This window comes from Mesorhizobium sp. M5C.F.Ca.ET.164.01.1.1 (assembly GCF_004792125.1).
Lineage (GTDB): Bacteria > Pseudomonadota > Alphaproteobacteria > Rhizobiales > Rhizobiaceae > Mesorhizobium > Mesorhizobium wenxiniae.
The window spans coordinates 1,907,612-1,924,644 of record NZ_SRTG01000001.1 but is presented as its reverse complement, the minus strand read 5'-3'; the positions used below and the strand labels follow the sequence as shown (position 1 = coordinate 1,924,644).

Genomic DNA, 17,033 nt, shown 5'->3' with positions numbered 1-17,033 from the left:
GCAAACGATCGGGCGCAGCGAACGTTATGCCGCTGCGTCGCGGGCCGCCTCCGACAGGAAAGTAAAGACATAATCGGAAAAGGAACGCCAGCATTCAACGCGGAACGCGTCGGACGCGGTGCGCAGCAGCACGATTTCGACCTTACCGAGAATGGTGCGCGACGCCGCGCCTGCCGGAAAGGCGTCGAGCGACAGATCCTGCGGACAGCCTGAATTGATCGTCGCCACCGCTGCCGGGCCGGTGACCGATATGGCAACGTTGCGATGCGAGATGCCGACCGCCGAATGCAGCACTGTCACCTCGGCGCAGTCGGCGAGCGGGTCTTTTCCCACCTCATCGATGACCAGCCATTCGTCCGGCCCAAGCCACAAGGCCGTGCGCCCGGCCTTTGCCGCCGAGGTTTTGGGTTTTTGCGGCAGGGTCACGCCGAGCGCCTTCGAAAGCGCCGCGACCGAGGCGTCCGGCGCACGCAGCGAAATGCGCTCCGCCGGTGGCAACACAACAAGCGTGACGCCGGTTGCGGAAAGCTCCTGACTGGCGAGAGCCGGGCGGCGTTCGACCGACGGCGCAGCGGCGGCAGATTTCTTCGCGGCAGCCTTAGCCATTGAGGCGCTCCCCCTTCTCGTCGAAGAACACCATGCCGGTGACCTCCACCTCGATCGTCGCGTTGGGCATCGGCACGTAAAGCGTCTCACCCATCCGGTCGCGGCCGCCGGCAACCAGGGCCAGCGCGATCGAGCGGCCGCAATTTTCCGACCAGTAGCTGGAGGTGATATGGCCGATCATGGTCATCGGGATCGCTTGCTTCGGATCGCCGACGATTTGCGCGCCTTCTTCCAGCACCACCTTAGGATCCTTGGTCTTCAGGCCGACCAGTTGCTTGCGGCCGTTGGCGACAAGGTCCGGCCGCGCCATGCCGCGAATACCGACAAAATCGGTCTTCTTCTTGCCGACTGCCCAATCGAGACCGGCATCGTTAGGCGTTACCGTGCCGTCGGTGTCCTGGCCGACGATGATGTAGCCCTTTTCTGCACGCAGCACGTGCATCGCCTCCGTGCCGTAGGCACAGGCTCCATGCTTCTGGCCCTCGGCCCACAGCGCTTCCCAGACGGCCTGGCCGTAGTCGGCCGGCACGTTGACCTCGAAGCCGCGTTCGCCGGTGAACGACATCCGGAACAGCCTTGTCGGCACGCCGCAGATCTTGCCCTCGCGCACCGACATATGCGGCAGCGCCTCGTCCGACATGTCGATGCCCTCGACCAACGGCGCGATGATCTCCCGTGACTTCGGCCCCTGCACGGCGATCACCGCCCACTGCTCGGTGATCGAGGTCAGCCAGACGTTGAGATGCGGGAACTCGGTCTGGAGGTAATCCTCCATATGGTTCATGACACGCGGCGCACCGCCCGTCGTCGTCGTCACATGGAAACGGTCGGGTGCAAGCCTGCCAACGACACCGTCGTCATAGATGAAACCGTCCTCGCGCAGCATGATGCCATAGCGGCAGCGGCCGGGCTCCAGTTTTTCCCACGGATTGGTGTAGAGCAGTTCCATGAACTTCGCCGCATCCGGCCCGACCACCTCGATCTTGCCCAGCGTCGAGGCGTCGAACAGGCCGGCCGTTTTGCGCACCGTGACACACTCACGATCGACAGCGGCGTGCATGTCCTCGCCCGCCTTTGGAAAATACCAGGCGCGCTTCCACTGGCCGACATCCTCGAACACGGCGCCTTGGCGCTCGGCCCAGGGATGGATCGCCGTCTTGCGAGTCGGTTCGAAGAGCGGACCCCGCGCATGGCCGACGATCGAGCCGAAGGTCACCGGCGTGTAGGGCGCCCGGAACGTCGTCAGCCCGACTTGCGGTATCGGCTTGCCCAGCGTCTCGGCGGCGATTGCCAGACCATGCATGTTCGAGGTCTTGCCCTGGTCGGTCGCCATGCCGTTGGTGGTGAAGCGCTTGACGTGCTCGATCGAGCGCATGCCTTCATGCACCGCCTGCCGGATGTCCTTGGCGGTGACGTCGTTCTGGAAATCGACAAAGGCCTTGACCGTCGTGTCCGGCCCGGCGCCGGGTGCCGCACCCAGCATGCCGCGCGACCAGCTCTCGCTGGCGTCGACCTTCGGCTTGTTTCCCTTGGCGGTGTTGGCGCCGACATCCTTCGCCGCCTTGGCGCCCGCCGCATAGGCCTCGTCGATCGTCGCCGATAGCCCGTCCATGCCGTTGCAGGCGCCGACGGAGACGCAGTCCTGCGGATAGGCGCCGGGCACGAAGCGCTTGGTCTCGTCGTTGAAGGCAACCTTGCCGCGCGACTGCGAGAACAGATGCACCGACGGTGTCCAGCCGGCCGACATCAGGATCGCGTCAACAGGGATGGTACGTTCGCCGCCGCCATTCTTCGGCTGCACGGTCATCGATGAGACGCGCAATTTGCCGCCGGCGCGGATCACCGCGCGGCCGAAATTGACCTCGATGCCGAGCGCCCTCGCCTCGTCGATCACCAACCCGGTCGGGTTGTCGCGCAGGTCGACTATCGCCGCCACGCCGACACCGGCCTTCTTCAGGTCGATCGCCGCCGCATAGGCGGAATCATTGGCCGTATAGACGCCGACATTCCTGCCGACCGCCACGCCGAAATGGTTGAGGTAGGTGCGCGCCGCTGACGCCAGCATGATGCCCGGGCGGTCGTTGTCGGCGAACACCATGTGCCGCTCGATGGCGCCGGTCGCCAGCACCACGCGCCTGGCGCGGACCTGCCACAGCCGCTCGCGCGGCAGGTCGCGGCCGGGATTCTGCAGATGATCGCTGACGCGCTCGACCAGCCCGACGAAATTCTGCGCGTAATAGCCGAAGGCCGTGGTCCGGGAGAGCACGCGGACATTGTCCATGGCCTTGAGTTTGACGATCGCGGTCTGTGCCCAGGCAAAACCGTCCTGGCCTTCGACCTTCGCGCCGCTCTCGAAACGAAGACTGCCGCCGAAATCCGCCTGTTCATCGGCAAGGATGACGCGCACGCCGGTTTCGGCCGCGGCAAGTGCGGCCGCAATACCGGCAGCACCTCCGCCCAGCACCAGCACGTCGCAATGGGTGAAACGCGCCGAATAATGGTCGGGATCCGGCTGGTCGGGGGCGACGCCGAGGCCGGCCGCGGCCCGGATCTTGGGCTCGTAGAGGTTTTTCCAGGCAGCCTTCGGCCACATGAAGGTCTTGTAGTAAAAGCCGGCCGAAAGCAGCGGCGAGGCGATGTCGCCGACCGCACTGACGTCGAAGGACAGCGACGGCCAGCGGTTCTGTGACTGCGCCGTCAGCCCGTCATAGAGCTCCTGCACGGTGGCGCGGACATTGGGCGTCTTGCGCGCTGCGTCGCGCTTGATCTCAACCAGCGCGTTGGGCTCTTCCGCCCCGGCGGACAGGAAGCCGCGCGGCCGGTGGTATTTGAACGAGCGGCCGACCAGATGGACGCCGTTGGCGAGCAGCGCCGAGGCCAGCGTATCGCCCTCGACACCGGCATAGGACTGGCCGTCGAAGCTGAAGCGGGTCGTCTCCGCCTGCTTGAGGCGCCCGGCGCCGGGGATGCGGAACGCTGCGATCATTCGGAGGCTCCCGGCAGTTTCGCCTGCTTGGGTTCGCCGGCCTTGTAGGTCATCAGGAACCTGTCGCTGACGGTGTCGCGCACGGCGTTGAAGAACCGCGCGCAGCCATGCATGTGCCGCCAGCGCTCATAAATGATGCCTTTGGGATTCGAGCGGATGAAGAAGAACTTTTCGAAGTCGTCATCGCTCTCGCCGGCCATGTTAGCCGAACGAGCGATATGCGCCTCGCCGGCGTTGCGGAATTCGAGTTCCGGGCGCTCTTCCTCGCAATAGGGGCAGCGGATGAGAAGCATGGTTGTTCCTACAATTCGCCGTGGCCGACGCGGGCGCCGGCCGGTTGAACGCAAAGCCTCTGACCCAACATCACGAAGCGGGCCATCATCAGTGCGCCACCGCCGCCGCCGCCGCTTCGTCGATGAGACGGCCGGTGCGGAAGCGCTCGATGGTGAAGGGCGCGTTGATCGGGTGCGGATCGTCTTTTGCGATTGTATGGGCAAAGACATGGCCCGAGCCCGGCGTCGCCTTGAAGCCGCCAGTGCCCCAGCCGCAATTGACGTAGAGGCCGGGCACCGGCGTCTTGGCCAGGATCGGCGAGCGGTCGGGCGTCACGTCGACGATGCCGCCCCAGCTCCGCAGCATCTTCATGCGCGTGAACATCGGGAACATCTCGCAGATGGCGTCGAGCGTGTGCTGGAGGATATGCAGGCCGCCGGTCTGCGAATAGGAGACATACTGGTCGGTGCCGGCGCCGATGACCAGCTCGCCCTTGTCGGATTGCGAGATATAGGCATGCACCGTGTTCGACATCACCACGCAAGGGAATACCGGCTTGACCGGCTCCGACACCAGCGCCTGCAGCGGATAGCTTTCCAGCGGCATGCGCACGCCGGCCATGTTCATGATGACGGACGAATGCCCTGCGGCAACGACGCCGACCTTCCTGGCGCCGATGAAGCCGCGCGTCGTCTCGACGCCGGTGACCGCGCCATTCGGCGACCGCTTGACTCCGGTGACCTCGCAATTCTGGATGATGTGGACGCCGCGCGCCGAAGCGCCGCGCGCGTAGCCCCAGGCGACGGCATCGTGACGCGCGGTGCCGCCGCGACGCTGCAGGGTCGCGCCCATCACCGGATAGCGGGCATCGCGCGAAATATTGAGCGGCGGGCAGAATTCCTTCGCCGCTTCCGGCGTCAGCCATTCATTGTCGATGCCGTTCAGACGGTTGGCGTGGACGTGGCGCTTCAGCACCTGGATGTCGTGCACATTGTGCGCAAGCATCATGACGCCGCGCGGCGAATACATGACGTTGTAGTTGAGTTCCTGGCTGAGCCCATCCCACAGCTTCAGCGCATGGTCGTAGATGCCGGCGCTTTCGTCATAGAGATAGTTGGAGCGGATGATGGTGGTGTTGCGGCCGGTGTTGCCGCCGCCGAGCCAGCCCTTTTCCAGGACCGCGACATTGGTGATGCCGTGCACCGTGGCGAGATAGTAGGCGGTGGCCAGGCCATGGCCGCCGGCGCCGACGATGATGACGTCGTACTCCTTCTTCGGCTCTGGCGAGGACCACTGTTCCTCCCAACCCTTGTGGCCGCGCATAGCCTCGCGGGCGATGGCGAATACCGAGTATTTCTTCAACGTTCCAGCCTCGCAGATAGCGGCCGGGCATCCAATCGAGCGCCGGCGCGCGAGCAGTATCACTAGCGAAACCGCGCTGCCAGCCTTGCGCTGTTTGCGACGGCGCTTGCCGTTTTGCGCCGCGATGAAAAAGACGCTGGCAGTCCGGCGGGCCGACGATGCATTCGGTACGCGTTCGCAGGTATCGGGTGGCTCGCATCGCCGCAATTTGCGACGACGCATCCAAAACGTCGGCAAGCCGGCACGAAAGAAGGATGCAGAGAAGATGTTCGCACTCACCAACAAGATCGCCATCGTCACCGGCGCCAGCTCCGGCATCGGCCGCGCCACGGCCAAGGTGTTTGCGGAGGAAGGCGCCAAGGTGGTCGTCGCGGCCCGTCGCCAGGCGGAGCTCGATGCGCTGGTTGCCGAAATCGAAGACGCCGACGGCACCGCCATCGCTCTTGCCGGCGATGTCCGCGACGAAGCCTATGCGAAAGCCCTTGTCGAACTGGCTGTCGGCCGGTTTGGCGGGCTCGACATCGCCTTCAGCAATGTCGGCGCCGTCGGCCAGATGGGGCCGATCTCCGACTTGTCGCTGCAGGCCTGGCGCGAAACGCTCGACACCAACCTGACCAGCGCCTTTCTCGGCGCGAAGTATCAGGTGCCGGCCATGGTCGAACGCGGCGGCGGATCGCTGATCTTCACCTCTACCTTCGTCGGCCACACCGTCGGCATGCCCGGCATGACCAGCTATGCCGCAAGCAAGGCCGGGCTGATCGGACTGACGCAGGTGCTTGCCGCCGAATACGGCGCGAAAGGCGTGCGGGTCAACGCGCTGTTGCCGGGCGGCACCGATACGCCTTCGGCAACGTTCAAGACACCTGAATCGCGAGCCTTCATCGAAAACCTGCATGCCTTGAAGCGCGTTGCCGAGCCTGAAGAGATCGCCCGCTCGGCCCTCTATCTGGCGTCGGATGCGTCGAGCTTCACCACCGGAACCGCGCTGTATGCCGACGGCGGTGTTTCGATCAGCCGGACGTGAGGCGTTTTCTCATCGGCGAACAATGGAACACGGCATGTTGCAAAACCGGCCTTGCTTTCTTGGCGCGATTTAGCGATTGCGTTTTCTGTTCGTAGAATGCTGTCGAAGACGAGCCGAAAATATGCTGCTGATCAGGACCTACATCGCCGCGAGCGCAATCGAGGGCGTCGGCGTGTTCGCCGCCGAGCCGATCAAGAAGGGAGCGTCGATCTGGCAGCTCGATCCGGATTTCGACCGGCTGATCCCGATGGAAAAATATGAGGCCGCGCCGCCCCATCTCAGGGAATTGCTCGACAGATATGCGTATCCAAGCCCGGACCGGCCCGGATTCATGGTCTATGAAGTCGACAATGGCCGCTTCATGAACCACGCCGAAAGGCCGAACACGGATTTTTCGCAGTATGGCGGGGCAACCGCGATCCGCGACATAGCGGCGGGCGACGAAATAACCTGCGACTACGGCGAGTTCTTCGAGGATTTCGAGCGGCTTCACTTGGCCACAGCTTCATAGCGATCTGGTTTGTGTCGGAGGAGGGCATCAAATGGCCCGGAGCGATGATCGGCTCCGGGCCACGTTTCCATCCCCCGATTAGTTCCGGTGGGCGTGCGGCTCGTCCGTGTGGCGGCCGTCATATTGCAGGTCCAGCTCGCGAATCGCTTCCTTGCCTTTCTTCGGATCGACAAGCCTAAGAAGCGCGTCGATCTTGGCCTCCATACGGTCGGTACTCTCCTTCGATTGCGGCGAACCGACGAAGAGCAGGAACGCCAGGCCGCCGACCTGCCAGAGCAGTTGCAGGAATTCCGACTGCCAGTTCTCGAGCGTGTCGCGGCTCATCTCGATCAGATAGCCGCTGAATTCGGGCGGTTGGCCGAGCGCTTGCTGCTCGTCGAGATAGGCGAACCAGCCGAAAACCCAGTGACCGACGATCGAGATGATGAAGAAGCCGAGGGTAATCCAGGCATAGCTGTAGGCCCGCCACACCGAAGGCGGCGTCATCTTGGCCGCCGGCCTGTTGTCCTCATCGTTTGGCATTGTCGCTGTCCGACTCCGAGCGAGCCAGGAACTGCTGCGTAGTCGCGGGCAGCTTGTTTTTCAGCCACTCGGCCATCGCCTCCTCCTCACGCAGGTTTTGTTCGCAAGCCCGGGCGACTTCTGTTTCGCCAAGGGATTCGGCGGCTGCGATAAGGATCGTGTAGGATGCGATCTCCATGTGCTCGAAGGTGTAGCTCGCCAGTGAGCCTTTCATCACCTCGTCGCCGGCGAAGACGCCGCTTAGGGACTGCGCCATCGCCAGCAGCTTGCCGCCGGCGTCCTTCAGCGTGGACGTATCTTCGCCTAATTGTTCCAGGCAGGTTCTGAGGCGTGCGGCTTGCCCTTTCGTCTCGTCGACGTGCAGGTTAATGCGCTCACGGAGTTCGGGATAACTCTCCAGCCGGCTCAGCTGGCCGTTCAGCATGGTTTCGGCCTGCTCCTCCATCGCATGCGCGTCCCTGAGCCACTGGACGAGCCATTCACGGGTTTCTGACATCGGTTTTCTCCTGTGCGTGCCAATGCGAAACAACCATGGGGAACGAGGTTTGTTCCTTCGTCGATAAAGCCGGGCGGACCGTTTTGCCGGATTGAGGCAGTAAGAATTTATCGGTGGCGGAGAAAACGCCAACGATCGCTCTCATCGGCGCGGAGAGCCCGCCCGAGAAGGCAACTACTACCAGAAGTCGTAATTTCTTGCTTTCTGACGGCAGTTATGCTATTGATTTCCACATGGTGCTGATTTGCGCCGACACCCGCTGCCGAGGCGGGTTTTTCGTTTCGGCAGTGGACAGAGCAGCATGATTCTGCTATCAGCCGCCACAATTCGTGGTGTAGACTGCCGCGGAGGCAAGCGACTATGGCCACTTGCCTGTTGTTAACAAACCCGAAAGACAGGATTGCCCGTGCAGGTACTCGTCCGCGACAACAATGTTGATCAGGCGCTTCGCGCGCTCAAGAAAAAGATGCAGCGCGAAGGCATCTTCCGCGAAATGAAGATGCGCGGACATTATGAGAAGCCTTCCGAGAAGCGCGCCCGCGAAAAGGCGGAAGCCGTTCGCCGCGCCCGCAAACTGGCCCGCAAGCGCGCCCAGCGCGAGGGTCTGCTGCCGATGACGCCGCGCCCGGTGGCGGCTGGTGCTGCTGGTGCAGGTGCTCCGCGTCCGCCGCGGTTCTGACGCCAATTTTTCGTCCTTTTCGAAGGATACCCAAGGTGGCGCGATGCGTAATCGCCGCCACCTTTTTGTTGAATTCGACCAGTTCGGAGAGGGACGGTTCGGAGACGGAACAGACCTGACGGCGCGGCGGGCAGTGAGGACAGAGCAGATATGAACGCAACAAGCGTGGAGCGCAGAACCGTTATGCGCCGCTTCGCCCTGACAGCAGCCCTGCTTTCTGGCTTGGCGCTCGCCGGCTGCCAGACAGTCCCGACCGGCGAATTCACCAACATCGACAAGGCACAAGGGTCGGCCGAGAACATCTCCTCGCTGTCGGCGGTTATCCAGCGCAGTCCCCAGGATCCCGAAGGCTACAATGTGCGCGGCTCGGCCTATGGCCGCGGCGGCCAGTATCAGGCGGCGCTCAAGGACTTCAACACCGCCATCCAGCTCAATCCGAATTTCTACCAGGCCTATTCGAACCGCGCTCTCATCCAGCGCTTCCTCGGCGACCAGGCGGCCGCGCTTGCCGACTACAACCGCTCGATCCAGATCAATCCCGACTATGACGCCGCCTATATCGGCCGCGGCAACCTCTACCGCAAAGCCGGCCGCATCCAGGAAGCTTTCAACGATTTCCAGAAGGCGATCCAGCTCGACACGACAGATGCACGCGCCTACCACAATCGCGGCCTGATCTATCAGAGCCAGGGCCAGCACGCTTTCGCCATTGAGGATTTCTCGACCGCCATCTCGCTGGCGCCGGACGCCGCCGAGCCCTACAATGGCCGCGGCCTCTCCTACCTCGCCATGAACGACGAGGACAATGCCTTCGCCGACATCAACATGGCGATCAAGCTCGACGGCAAGAATGCCGAGGCCTGGTCCAACCAGGCGCTGATCTACGAGCGGCGCGGCGACAAGGCCAAGGCGGCAAAATCCTACCGCGAGGCAGTGCGCCTCAATCCCACCTACCAGCCGGCCAAGGACGGCCTGGCGCGCACCAGCACCGGCTGACCGACGGCTGCGTCGGGCCTAATATGGCAGGCCTGCCGTTTGGCATGGCTTCGAAACCTTCAATGACTGTGCATTGACCCGCCTTGATCGCGCCAAGTTTTCGGCGGAACGCTCGGAATGTTCAGCCGTTGTTCAAGGCAATTCGCGAAAAGGACCCCTCCCATGATCAAGAACCTCGCCTGTGCCGCCGCCCTCGCCGCCACGGTGCTCGCTGCCCCTGCCAGCGCGGGCAGGCTGGAGCTCGGCGTGCTCGACTGCACCATCGACGGCGGCACCGGCTACATCGTCACATCCAACAAAGGCGTGGCCTGCACCTTTCGCCCTCATCATGGCGGTCCCCCCGAAGCCTATACCGGGGTCATATCAAAGCTCGGCGTCGACGTCGGCAGGACGCACCAGGGCGAATTGATATGGGCGGTTCTGGCGGCCACCCGCGACCGTAATTCCGGCGATCTTGCCGGCAGCTATTATGGCGTCAATGCCGAGGCCAGCCTGGTGACTGGCGGCGGCGCCAATCTACTGGTCGGCGGACTGAACAGCGCCTTCTCGCTGCAGCCTCTGAACGTACAGGCGCAGACCGGTGTCAACCTGGCAGTCGCCGTCACCTCACTGGAGCTGATCCACTCGTTCAAATAAGCGTGCCATAGCGAGGCTCTGCGGCGCGGAACAGGATTGGACTGTTCCGCGCCGCATGATTTTGGAAACCGCCATGCCAAGGATGATCATCGCTGACGCCATGATCGCCAATCTTCGATCACCCAGACTTCCCGCCAGCATCTCGGCGCACCCGCAAAAACCGCTTGAACTCAACTGCGGTTGAGGTTTTACAACCCGTCCCCGAAGCGCCGCGCGCTTGTTTGAATCAAAGAGCGCTCCACCATTTTTTAATCGGCGCATAAGAAAGTTTGGGAGGGCGGGGTGACGGAAACCAGCACAAACAGGGTCGACTGGCGCGCGCTGTGGGCGAGCGGCGATCTGGCGCGCTTTTGCTTCATCAGCCTCGGCATCCTGCTGCACGCCACCAACGAAACCATGGTGGCAACGGTGATGCCGGCCATGGTCGGCGAGCTCGCCGACGTTCAGCTGGTCGGCTGGTCGCTGGCGATCTACGAGCTCGGCGCCATCGTCGCAGGCGCTGCCGCCGGACGGCTGGTGAGCTATGTCGCGCTGCGCACCAACATGGTGGTCGCCGCCCTGCTCTATGCCGCCGGCGCCTTGGTCTGCGCCATCGCGCCCTCCATGCCGCTGTTCCTGGCCGGGCGCCTGATCGAGGGTTTTGGCGGCGGCGCGCTGGTGTCGCTGGCCTTCGTCTCGGTCGAGCGGCTGTTTCCACGCGCCATCTGGCCGCAGCTTTTCGGCGTCATGTCGGCGATCTGGGGCGTCGCCGCCTTCAGCGGACCGGTGCTCGGTGCGTTGATGACCGAGCTGCTCTCCTGGCGCTGGGCTTTCGGCGTCTTCACAGTCGGCGGCACGGCTATGGCGCTGGCGAGCTTTATCGTGCTCGACACGCCTGAGGCAACCAGGCCACAGGCGATCACTGGAACGGCGCCGCCCTTCCCCTTTGCCGCGCTCGGCTGCCTTGCCGTCAGCGTCGTGCTGATTGCCACGGCTGGGGTCGACATTGCCCGGCTGCGTTCCTCTCTACTGCTGGTCCTCGGACTGATCGGGCTTGCGCTGTTCATCCGCATCGACGCGCTGAAGCCGGGCTCGCGGCTGTTCCCGTCGCGGCTGTTCTCATGGCGCACGCCGGTCGGCGCAGGCATGACCATGGTCGCCGCCTTTTCGGTGGCGACCTGTTCCTTCGCCGTCTACGGGCCGCTGCTTCTGACCAGCCTGCACGGCATTCCGATCCTGACCACCGGCTATATCATCGCCGCCGAATCGATCGCCTGGTCGATCCTGTCGATCCTCGTCGCCAATGCGCCGCCGGAACGCGAGAGGCTGATCATCACCGGCGGCGCACTGATGATCGCGGCCGGCATCGCCGGCTTCGCCTACGCCGTGCCGGCGGGTTCGATTCCGCTGATCCTGTTTTGCGCCTTGCTGCAGGGCGGCGGCTTCGGCATTGCCTGGCCCTTCGTCACACGCGTGATCGTGGCATCGGCTGGGGATGGTGAGCAGACGATCGCCTCCGCCGCCGTGCCGACCATGCAGCGCATTTGCTATGCGGTGGGTGCCGCACTGACCAGCATCGTCGCCAATGCCAGCGGTTTCTCCGAAGGCCTGAACCGCGAAGCGGCGGCAAATGTCGCCACCTGGCTGTTTCTCGCCTTCGTGCCACTCGGGATTCTGGGATGCCTCGCCGCCCTCAGGATCTCGGGACCGGCAGCCCGGCCACAGGAAGCACCCGGGTAGCATCGGACCCAAAAGTGGGTACCGGTTTTGGAAAAATCCGATGCTCAAACAAGAAGATAGAGCGGCGGTACGCTTCAACTTGAAAGTCCGCCGCTCTAGACAGTGATCGTCTTCAGCCGCTCGGCGATTAAGGCGGCAAGCCGCGTCGCCACCTCGTCCTTACTCATCTCGGGCCATTCGTCGACACCGGCCTTCGAGACGATCCGCACCCGGTTGCGGTCGCCGCCCATCACCCCGCCTTTGTGGGACACGTCGTTGGCGACGATGAAATCGGCGCCTTTCTTCCTGAGCTTTGCCTCGGCGTTCCTGATGAGATCCTGCGTCTCGGCGGCAAAGCCGACGATCAGGCTGGGCCGTTTCCTGTGATGACCGACACCGGCAAGAATATCGGGGTTTTCGATCATCTGCAGCGCCGGCGGCCCCTCGCCCGCCACTTTCTTGATCTTCTCGCCGGCCGAAGTCTCGCTGCGCCAGTCGGCGACCGCCGCGACGAACACCGCCGCGTCCGCCGGCAGCAGCTGTTCGACAGCGTCTTTCATCTCGTTCGCAGTTTCGACATGCAGTGTTGTCACCTCAGCCGGATCGGCAATGCCGACCGGACCGGAGACGAGGTGCACATCGGCGCCCAGCCTAGCCAGCGCCGCCGCGATGGCATGGCCCTGCTTGCCGGACGAGCGATTGGCGATGTAGCGCACCGGGTCGATCGGCTCATGCGTCGGACCTGAGGTGACGATGATCTTTCTGCCTGCGAGCGGCTTCGGACTGATATCGAGCAGCGCCTCGATCGCAGCGACGATCTCCAGCGGCTCGGCCATGCGGCCTTCGCCCGCCTCGTTGCTCTCGGCCATCTCGCCCTTCTCCGGGCCGACGAATGCGATGCCGTCCTTCTGCAACGTCGCTCGGTTGCGCCGGGTCGCCGGATGCGACCACATTTTCGGGTTCATGGCGGGCGCCATCAGCACCGGCTTGTCGGTGGCGATGAGCACGGTGGAGGCAAGATCGTTGGCATGGCCGTTGGCAAGCTTCGCCATCTGGTCGGCGGTCGCCGGCGCCACGACGACAAGGTCGGCCTCGCGCGACAGGCGGATATGGCCGACATCATGCTCGTCATTGCGGTCGAACAAATCGGTGAAGACGTGGTCGGCGGAGAGCGCCCCGGCCGACAGCGTGGTCACGAACTCCTGCGCGGCGGAAGTCATCACCACACGCACCGCGGCGCCCCGCTCGCGCAGCCGGCGGATCAGGTCCAGCGCCTTGTAGGCGGCGATGCCGCCGCCGATGATCAGCAGAATGCGCTTGCCGGAGAGGGTCATGCCCGAGGCCAGTTCCTGTCCATTGTTGGTGGTGGACACCTTGGGGTCGAATGGGTTTTCCAGCTTCCGTCCGAGCGCCAGGATTTCGTCACGCGACGCCTTCAGCCGCCACGCCCCATTCTCAAGCCCGGTTTTGGGGATTGTCACCTCACGCAAGGAATCCCGCACCTCCTGCTCCATCGAGACGCCGCGGGCAGCAGCGCGTTCGCGAAGCAGCTGCTTCACCCTCTCATCAAGCTTACGGATTGTGATGGTGCTCATGGCATTGCTCCTTGCCTCAATATAGCAATAGGCGAGTTGCATGCAATGACAGCACTGCTGTCATCGCATGCACTCAGAGCAACTTCCACGCGATATAAACCAGCGTCAGCGCGATCACCCACAGCGCCAGCCGGCCGGAACGGGAGTAGCGCGCCTCGGCCTTGCCGATCGCGCGCGCCGTCCTTTCGTCGAAACGCAGCCCGTGTTCGGCCATCAAATCGATCTCGCGCGACAGCCGCTCGGTGCGGGCGGCGAGGTCTGGGGCCTGGCGGGCCAGTGCCAGCAGTGCGCTGGCGCCGTCCCGCGCGTCGGCCAGCAGGGCACGCGGGCCGAGATTGCCCGATATCCAGCCGCCAACCACCGGTTCGGACGTCTTCCACATGTTGAATGCCGGGTCGAGCGTGCGCGCGACGCCCTCGACCACCACCATGGTCTTTTGTAGCAGCACCAGTTCGGACCGCGTCGCCATGTCGAAGAGGTCGGTCACCTCGAACAGAAGCGCCAAGAGCTTGGCCATCGAGATGGTTTCAGCCGGCTGGTCGTGGATCGGCTCGCCGATCGCCCGGATCGCCTGGCCGAATGCCGCGACATTATGCTGGCGCGGCACGTAGCCGGCCTCGAAATGCACTTCGGCGACGCGCAGATAGTCCCGGGTGATGAAGCCGTAGAGAATTTCGGCGAGGAACCGGCGCTCCTTCTTGCCGAGCCGGCCGGCAATGCCGAGATCGACAGCGACGATGGTGCCATCGGGCTCGACGAACAGGTTACCCGGGTGCATGTCAGCGTGGAAGAAACCGTCACGCAGTGTGTGGCGCAGGAACGACTGGACCAGGTTGACGGCGATCGCCTTCAGGTCATGGCCGGCGGCAGCGAGGCCGGCAATGTCGTTCAACTTGATGCCGTCGACCCATTCCATGGTCAGCACGTCACGGCCGGTACGTTCCCAGTCGACGGACGGGACGCGAAAGCCGGGATCGTCCTTGGTGTTCTCGCCGAGTTCCGAAAGCGCTGCCGCCTCGAGCCGCAGATCCATTTCGATCTTGGTGGTCTGCGCCAGCGTCTGGGTCACTTCGACCGGACGTAGCCGGCGCGACGACGGAATGTATTTTTCCTGGAGACGGGCGGCGAGGAAATAGCTTTCGAGATCGCGAAAGAAACGGCGGCGCACGCCCGGCCGGATGACCTTTACCGCCACCCGCGAACCGACGCCGTCCTGCAGGGTTTCGGCGATATGGACCTGAGCGATCGACGCGGCGGCGACGGCCTCGCCGAAACTGGCGTAGAGCTCGCCAACCTTGCGCCCGAGCGAAGCCTCTATCGCAGCTATGGCCTCGGCCTGCGGAAAGGTCTGCATCTTGTCCTGCAGCATGGCGAGATCGAGCGCTATGTCGTTGCCGACGACATCGGGCCGCGTCGCCAGGAACTGGCCGAGCTTGACATAGGATGGGCCGAGCCGGACGACGGCCTTGGCCAGCCGGTCGCCACGCTCATAGGCAAGCGCGCGGCGGCGGGTCAACAGCCGCGCCATCCGCCAGCCGAGTTTCGGCAGACCGAAGAGCTCGTCGCCCGGCAGCGCCGCGACGACGCCTTCGCGGACCAGCACCCAGCCGGCCCGCACGAGCCTGAAACCAGCGCCGACACTGCTCATGACTGCGCTCGCCTCAAAGCTTCCAGCCCGAATGAAGCGCAGCTATGCCGCCGGAATAATTGCGAAAAGAAACGCGGTCGAAGCCGGCGCGGGAAATCATCGCCGCAAAATTCTGCTGATTGGGAAATTTGCGGATCGATTCGACCAGATAGGAATAGGGCTCGCCGTCGCCGGTCACCGCCTTGCCGATCTTGGGGATGGCGTTGAACGACCACGCCTCATAGGCCTTGTCGAGCAGCGGCATATCGACCTCGGAAAATTCGAGGCAGAGGAAGCGCCCGCCGGGCTTCAGCACGCGATAGGCTTCCGCAAGCGCCACATCGATGCGCGGCACGTTGCGAATGCCGAAAGCGATCGTGTAGGCGTCGAATGTGGCCTCAGTGAAAGGCAGCTCCTCGGCATTGGCTTCGACGAAATCGGTGTTTGCCGTCAGGCCCTTTTTCTCGGCCCGGTCGCGGCCGACGGCGAGCATCGAGCCGTTGATGTCGAGAACCGTGGCATGGGCGTTCCTGCCGCTCGCCTCGACGATGCGGAAGGCGATGTCGCCGGTGCCGCCGGCAACGTCGAGAACGCTCCAGCCCGGTCGTTTCGGTGGATTGAGCCATGTGACCATGGCGTCCTTCCACAGCCTGTGCAGCCCGGCCGACATCAGGTCGTTCATCAGATCGTAGCGGTTCGCGACCTTGTGGAAAACGTCATTGACCAGGGACTGCTTCTCGCCTGCCCCTACACGCTTGAAACCATAGGACGTTTCCATGCCGCCAACGGCCGTGGTTCTCTCAACCGACATTATTTTTGATCCGCCATAAAACCGGCGGGACCATAGCCGATCGATCGTGCCGACGCTATTGTTTAAGACGCGGTGTTCGGCCGCGCTTCTCGGTCGAGAAATCGTACTTATGTCGATGAGCTGGACAGATCTGACGGGATGATTGCATGCCTTTGAAAGCGGAACTGCACTGCCATATCGAAGGGGCAGCGGCGCCCGAACTCGTCATCCGCCAGGCGCAGAAATACGGCAAGGACACCTCGTCCTACATTCAGAATGGCTCTTTCGTCTGGCACGATTTCACCTCCTTCCTCGCCGCCTATGACTTCTCCTCCGACCTGTTCCGCACGGAGGAGGACTATGCCCGGCTGGCCGATCATTACCTGACCAGCCTCGCCCGCGACGGCGCCATCTATTCCGAGATCTTCACCTCGCCGGACCACGCTGGCAAGGCCGGCCTGTCGCCCAAGGCCTATACGGACGCGCTCGGCGAAGGCATGGCGCGCGCCAAGGCCAAGACCGGCATCGAGGGCCGCATGATCGTCACCGGCGTGCGCAATGCCGGCGTCGAATCGATCGAGCAGGCAGCGCGCTTCGCCGCCCGCTGCGGGCATCCGCTGGTCACCGGCTTCGGCGTTGCCGGCGACGAGCGGATGGGCGATCTGGAGGATTATGTCAGGGCCTTCGAAATCGCGCGCGAGGCCGGCCTCGGCATCACCGTCCATGCCGGCGAACTGATGGGCTGGGAGAGCGTCGAGGCCGCGCTCGACCACATCCGCCCCTCCCGCATCGGCCATGGCGTGCGCGCCATCGAGAACCCCGACCTTGTCCGGCGCATCGCCGACGAAGGCGTCGTGCTCGAGTGCTGTCCTAGTTCCAACGTCGCGCTGAAGGTCTTCGACAGTTTTGCCGATCATCCTTTTCCGGCACTGTTGGCGGCAGGCTGCAAGGTGACGCTCAACTCCGACGATCCGCCCTATTTCTGGACGTCGCTGAAGCGCGAATATGACATTGCCGCCGAACATTTTTCGATGAATGACAAGGCGCTCGCCGCCGTCACCAGAACCGCCATCGAGGCCGCCTTCGTCGACAGGAAGACCAAGGCAATGCTGCTGGGCCGGCTGGACGTGAAAGTTCGGTGAGTAGTGAGTAGTGAGTAGTGAGTAGTGGAGCATGGCCGCCGACGTATTGGTCGGTCAAAAGGCCAGCGCTTTCACCAAGGCAGGGACTCG

16 protein-coding genes are annotated in these 17,033 nt (G+C 63.7%); 7 read left to right on the top strand and 9 right to left on the bottom strand.

Features of this window, described 5'->3' with window-relative positions; all coding sequences use genetic code 11:
* Positions 1 to 24 precede the first annotated feature (24 nt).
* The 4 genes from EN807_RS09535 to EN807_RS09520 form a co-directional block, all read right to left on the bottom strand.
* Positions 25 to 606 carry a sarcosine oxidase subunit gamma gene (locus EN807_RS09535; protein WP_135934743.1) on the bottom strand — a complete coding sequence of 194 codons (582 nt, stop codon included), beginning with the start codon at positions 604 to 606 and terminating at the stop codon, positions 25 to 27.
* On the bottom strand, positions 599 to 3,592 hold the full coding sequence (locus EN807_RS09530) for a sarcosine oxidase subunit alpha (protein ID WP_135934742.1): 2,994 nt from the start codon (positions 3,590 to 3,592) through the stop codon (positions 599 to 601). The genes EN807_RS09535 and EN807_RS09530 overlap by 8 nt, the downstream gene beginning before the upstream one ends.
* Entirely contained in the window at positions 3,589 to 3,885 is a 297-nt protein-coding gene (locus tag EN807_RS09525; protein WP_135934741.1) for a sarcosine oxidase subunit delta, read from the bottom strand. The genes EN807_RS09530 and EN807_RS09525 overlap by 4 nt, the downstream gene beginning before the upstream one ends.
* A gap of 88 nt (positions 3,886 to 3,973) precedes the next feature.
* On the bottom strand, positions 3,974 to 5,227 hold the full coding sequence (locus EN807_RS09520; protein ID WP_135934740.1) for a sarcosine oxidase subunit beta: 1,254 nt from the start codon (positions 5,225 to 5,227) through the stop codon (positions 3,974 to 3,976).
* A gap of 265 nt (positions 5,228 to 5,492) precedes the next feature.
* On the opposite strand from EN807_RS09520, the gene EN807_RS09515 reads away from it, so the two are divergent.
* Entirely contained in the window at positions 5,493 to 6,251 is a 759-nt protein-coding gene (locus EN807_RS09515) for an SDR family oxidoreductase (RefSeq protein ID WP_135934739.1), read from the top strand.
* 121 nt (positions 6,252 to 6,372) lie between these two features.
* Positions 6,373 to 6,762, top strand: coding sequence for an SET domain-containing protein-lysine N-methyltransferase (locus EN807_RS09510; RefSeq protein ID WP_135934738.1), 390 nt, complete (start codon positions 6,373 to 6,375; stop codon positions 6,760 to 6,762).
* Positions 6,763 to 6,840: 78 nt separating this feature from the next.
* Here the strand turns inward: EN807_RS09510 and EN807_RS09505 are convergent, their stop codons facing one another.
* Both EN807_RS09505 and EN807_RS09500 read right to left on the bottom strand, forming a co-directional pair.
* The gene (locus EN807_RS09505) at positions 6,841 to 7,284 is read right to left on the bottom strand and encodes a DUF6766 family protein (protein ID WP_245477774.1); all 444 of its coding nucleotides are present in this window, start codon (positions 7,282 to 7,284) and stop codon (positions 6,841 to 6,843) included.
* Positions 7,271 to 7,780 (bottom strand): DUF892 family protein, encoded by a 510-nt coding sequence (locus EN807_RS09500; protein ID WP_127318135.1) that lies wholly within the window; start codon positions 7,778 to 7,780, stop codon positions 7,271 to 7,273. The genes EN807_RS09505 and EN807_RS09500 overlap by 14 nt, the downstream gene beginning before the upstream one ends.
* 406 nt (positions 7,781 to 8,186) lie before the next feature.
* On the opposite strand from EN807_RS09500, the gene rpsU reads away from it, so the two are divergent.
* The 4 genes from rpsU (at position 8,187) to EN807_RS09480 (ending at position 11,810) form a co-directional block, all read left to right on the top strand.
* The gene (gene rpsU, locus EN807_RS09495) at positions 8,187 to 8,459 is read left to right on the top strand and encodes a 30S ribosomal protein S21 (protein ID WP_023675331.1); all 273 of its coding nucleotides are present in this window, start codon (positions 8,187 to 8,189) and stop codon (positions 8,457 to 8,459) included.
* 150 nt (positions 8,460 to 8,609) lie between these two features.
* Positions 8,610 to 9,455 carry a tetratricopeptide repeat protein gene (locus EN807_RS09490; protein WP_135934737.1) on the top strand — a complete coding sequence of 282 codons (846 nt, stop codon included), beginning with the start codon at positions 8,610 to 8,612 and terminating at the stop codon, positions 9,453 to 9,455.
* Between the two features lie 162 nt (positions 9,456 to 9,617).
* Positions 9,618 to 10,091: a DUF992 domain-containing protein gene (locus tag EN807_RS09485; protein ID WP_135934736.1), complete on the top strand. Its 474-nt coding sequence runs from the start codon at positions 9,618 to 9,620 to the stop codon at positions 10,089 to 10,091.
* 282 nt (positions 10,092 to 10,373) lie between these two features.
* The gene (locus EN807_RS09480; protein WP_135934735.1) at positions 10,374 to 11,810 is read left to right on the top strand and encodes an MFS transporter; all 1,437 of its coding nucleotides are present in this window, start codon (positions 10,374 to 10,376) and stop codon (positions 11,808 to 11,810) included.
* Between the two features lie 95 nt (positions 11,811 to 11,905).
* Here the strand turns inward: EN807_RS09480 and coaBC are convergent, their stop codons facing one another.
* From coaBC to ubiE, 3 genes are all read right to left on the bottom strand, one after another.
* Positions 11,906 to 13,123, bottom strand: a complete 1,218-nt coding sequence (gene coaBC / locus EN807_RS09475) for a bifunctional phosphopantothenoylcysteine decarboxylase/phosphopantothenate--cysteine ligase CoaBC (RefSeq protein WP_135935823.1) — start codon at positions 13,121 to 13,123, stop codon at positions 11,906 to 11,908.
* A gap of 334 nt (positions 13,124 to 13,457) precedes the next feature.
* Positions 13,458 to 15,032, bottom strand: coding sequence for a 2-polyprenylphenol 6-hydroxylase (gene ubiB / locus EN807_RS09470; RefSeq protein ID WP_135934734.1), 1,575 nt, complete (start codon positions 15,030 to 15,032; stop codon positions 13,458 to 13,460).
* A 13-nt stretch (positions 15,033 to 15,045) separates the two neighbouring features.
* Positions 15,046 to 15,822 carry a bifunctional demethylmenaquinone methyltransferase/2-methoxy-6-polyprenyl-1,4-benzoquinol methylase UbiE gene (gene ubiE / locus EN807_RS09465; RefSeq protein WP_135934733.1) on the bottom strand — a complete coding sequence of 259 codons (777 nt, stop codon included), beginning with the start codon at positions 15,820 to 15,822 and terminating at the stop codon, positions 15,046 to 15,048.
* Between the two features lie 146 nt (positions 15,823 to 15,968).
* Here ubiE and EN807_RS09460 point away from each other — a divergent pair, with 146 nt between their 5' ends.
* Positions 15,969 to 16,943: an adenosine deaminase gene (locus tag EN807_RS09460; protein ID WP_135934732.1), complete on the top strand. Its 975-nt coding sequence runs from the start codon at positions 15,969 to 15,971 to the stop codon at positions 16,941 to 16,943.
* Positions 16,944 to 17,033 lie beyond the last annotated feature (90 nt).

Bases quoted from the DNA above. Each gene is read 5' to 3' on its own strand.
- EN807_RS09525 (WP_135934741.1), bottom strand. From the start codon at position 3,885: ATGCTTCTCATCCGCTGCCCCTATTGCGAGGAAGAGCGCCCGGAACTC.
- EN807_RS09510 (WP_135934738.1), top strand. From the start codon at position 6,373: ATGCTGCTGATCAGGACCTACATCGCCGCGAGCGCAATCGAGGGCGTC.
- EN807_RS09530 (WP_135934742.1), bottom strand. From the start codon at position 3,592: ATGATCGCAGCGTTCCGCATCCCCGGCGCCGGGCGCCTCAAGCAGGCG.
- EN807_RS09500 (WP_127318135.1), bottom strand. From the start codon at position 7,780: ATGTCAGAAACCCGTGAATGGCTCGTCCAGTGGCTCAGGGACGCGCAT.
- EN807_RS09515 (WP_135934739.1), top strand. From the start codon at position 5,493: ATGTTCGCACTCACCAACAAGATCGCCATCGTCACCGGCGCCAGCTCC.
- ubiE (WP_135934733.1), bottom strand. From the start codon at position 15,822: ATGTCGGTTGAGAGAACCACGGCCGTTGGCGGCATGGAAACGTCCTAT.
- EN807_RS09485 (WP_135934736.1), top strand. From the start codon at position 9,618: ATGATCAAGAACCTCGCCTGTGCCGCCGCCCTCGCCGCCACGGTGCTC.
- ubiB (WP_135934734.1), bottom strand. From the start codon at position 15,032: ATGAGCAGTGTCGGCGCTGGTTTCAGGCTCGTGCGGGCCGGCTGGGTG.
- EN807_RS09505 (WP_245477774.1), bottom strand. From the start codon at position 7,284: ATGCCAAACGATGAGGACAACAGGCCGGCGGCCAAGATGACGCCGCCT.
- EN807_RS09490 (WP_135934737.1), top strand. From the start codon at position 8,610: ATGAACGCAACAAGCGTGGAGCGCAGAACCGTTATGCGCCGCTTCGCC.
- EN807_RS09460 (WP_135934732.1), top strand. From the start codon at position 15,969: ATGCCTTTGAAAGCGGAACTGCACTGCCATATCGAAGGGGCAGCGGCG.
- coaBC (WP_135935823.1), bottom strand. From the start codon at position 13,123: ATGACCCTCTCCGGCAAGCGCATTCTGCTGATCATCGGCGGCGGCATC.
- EN807_RS09535 (WP_135934743.1), bottom strand. From the start codon at position 606: ATGGCTAAGGCTGCCGCGAAGAAATCTGCCGCCGCTGCGCCGTCGGTC.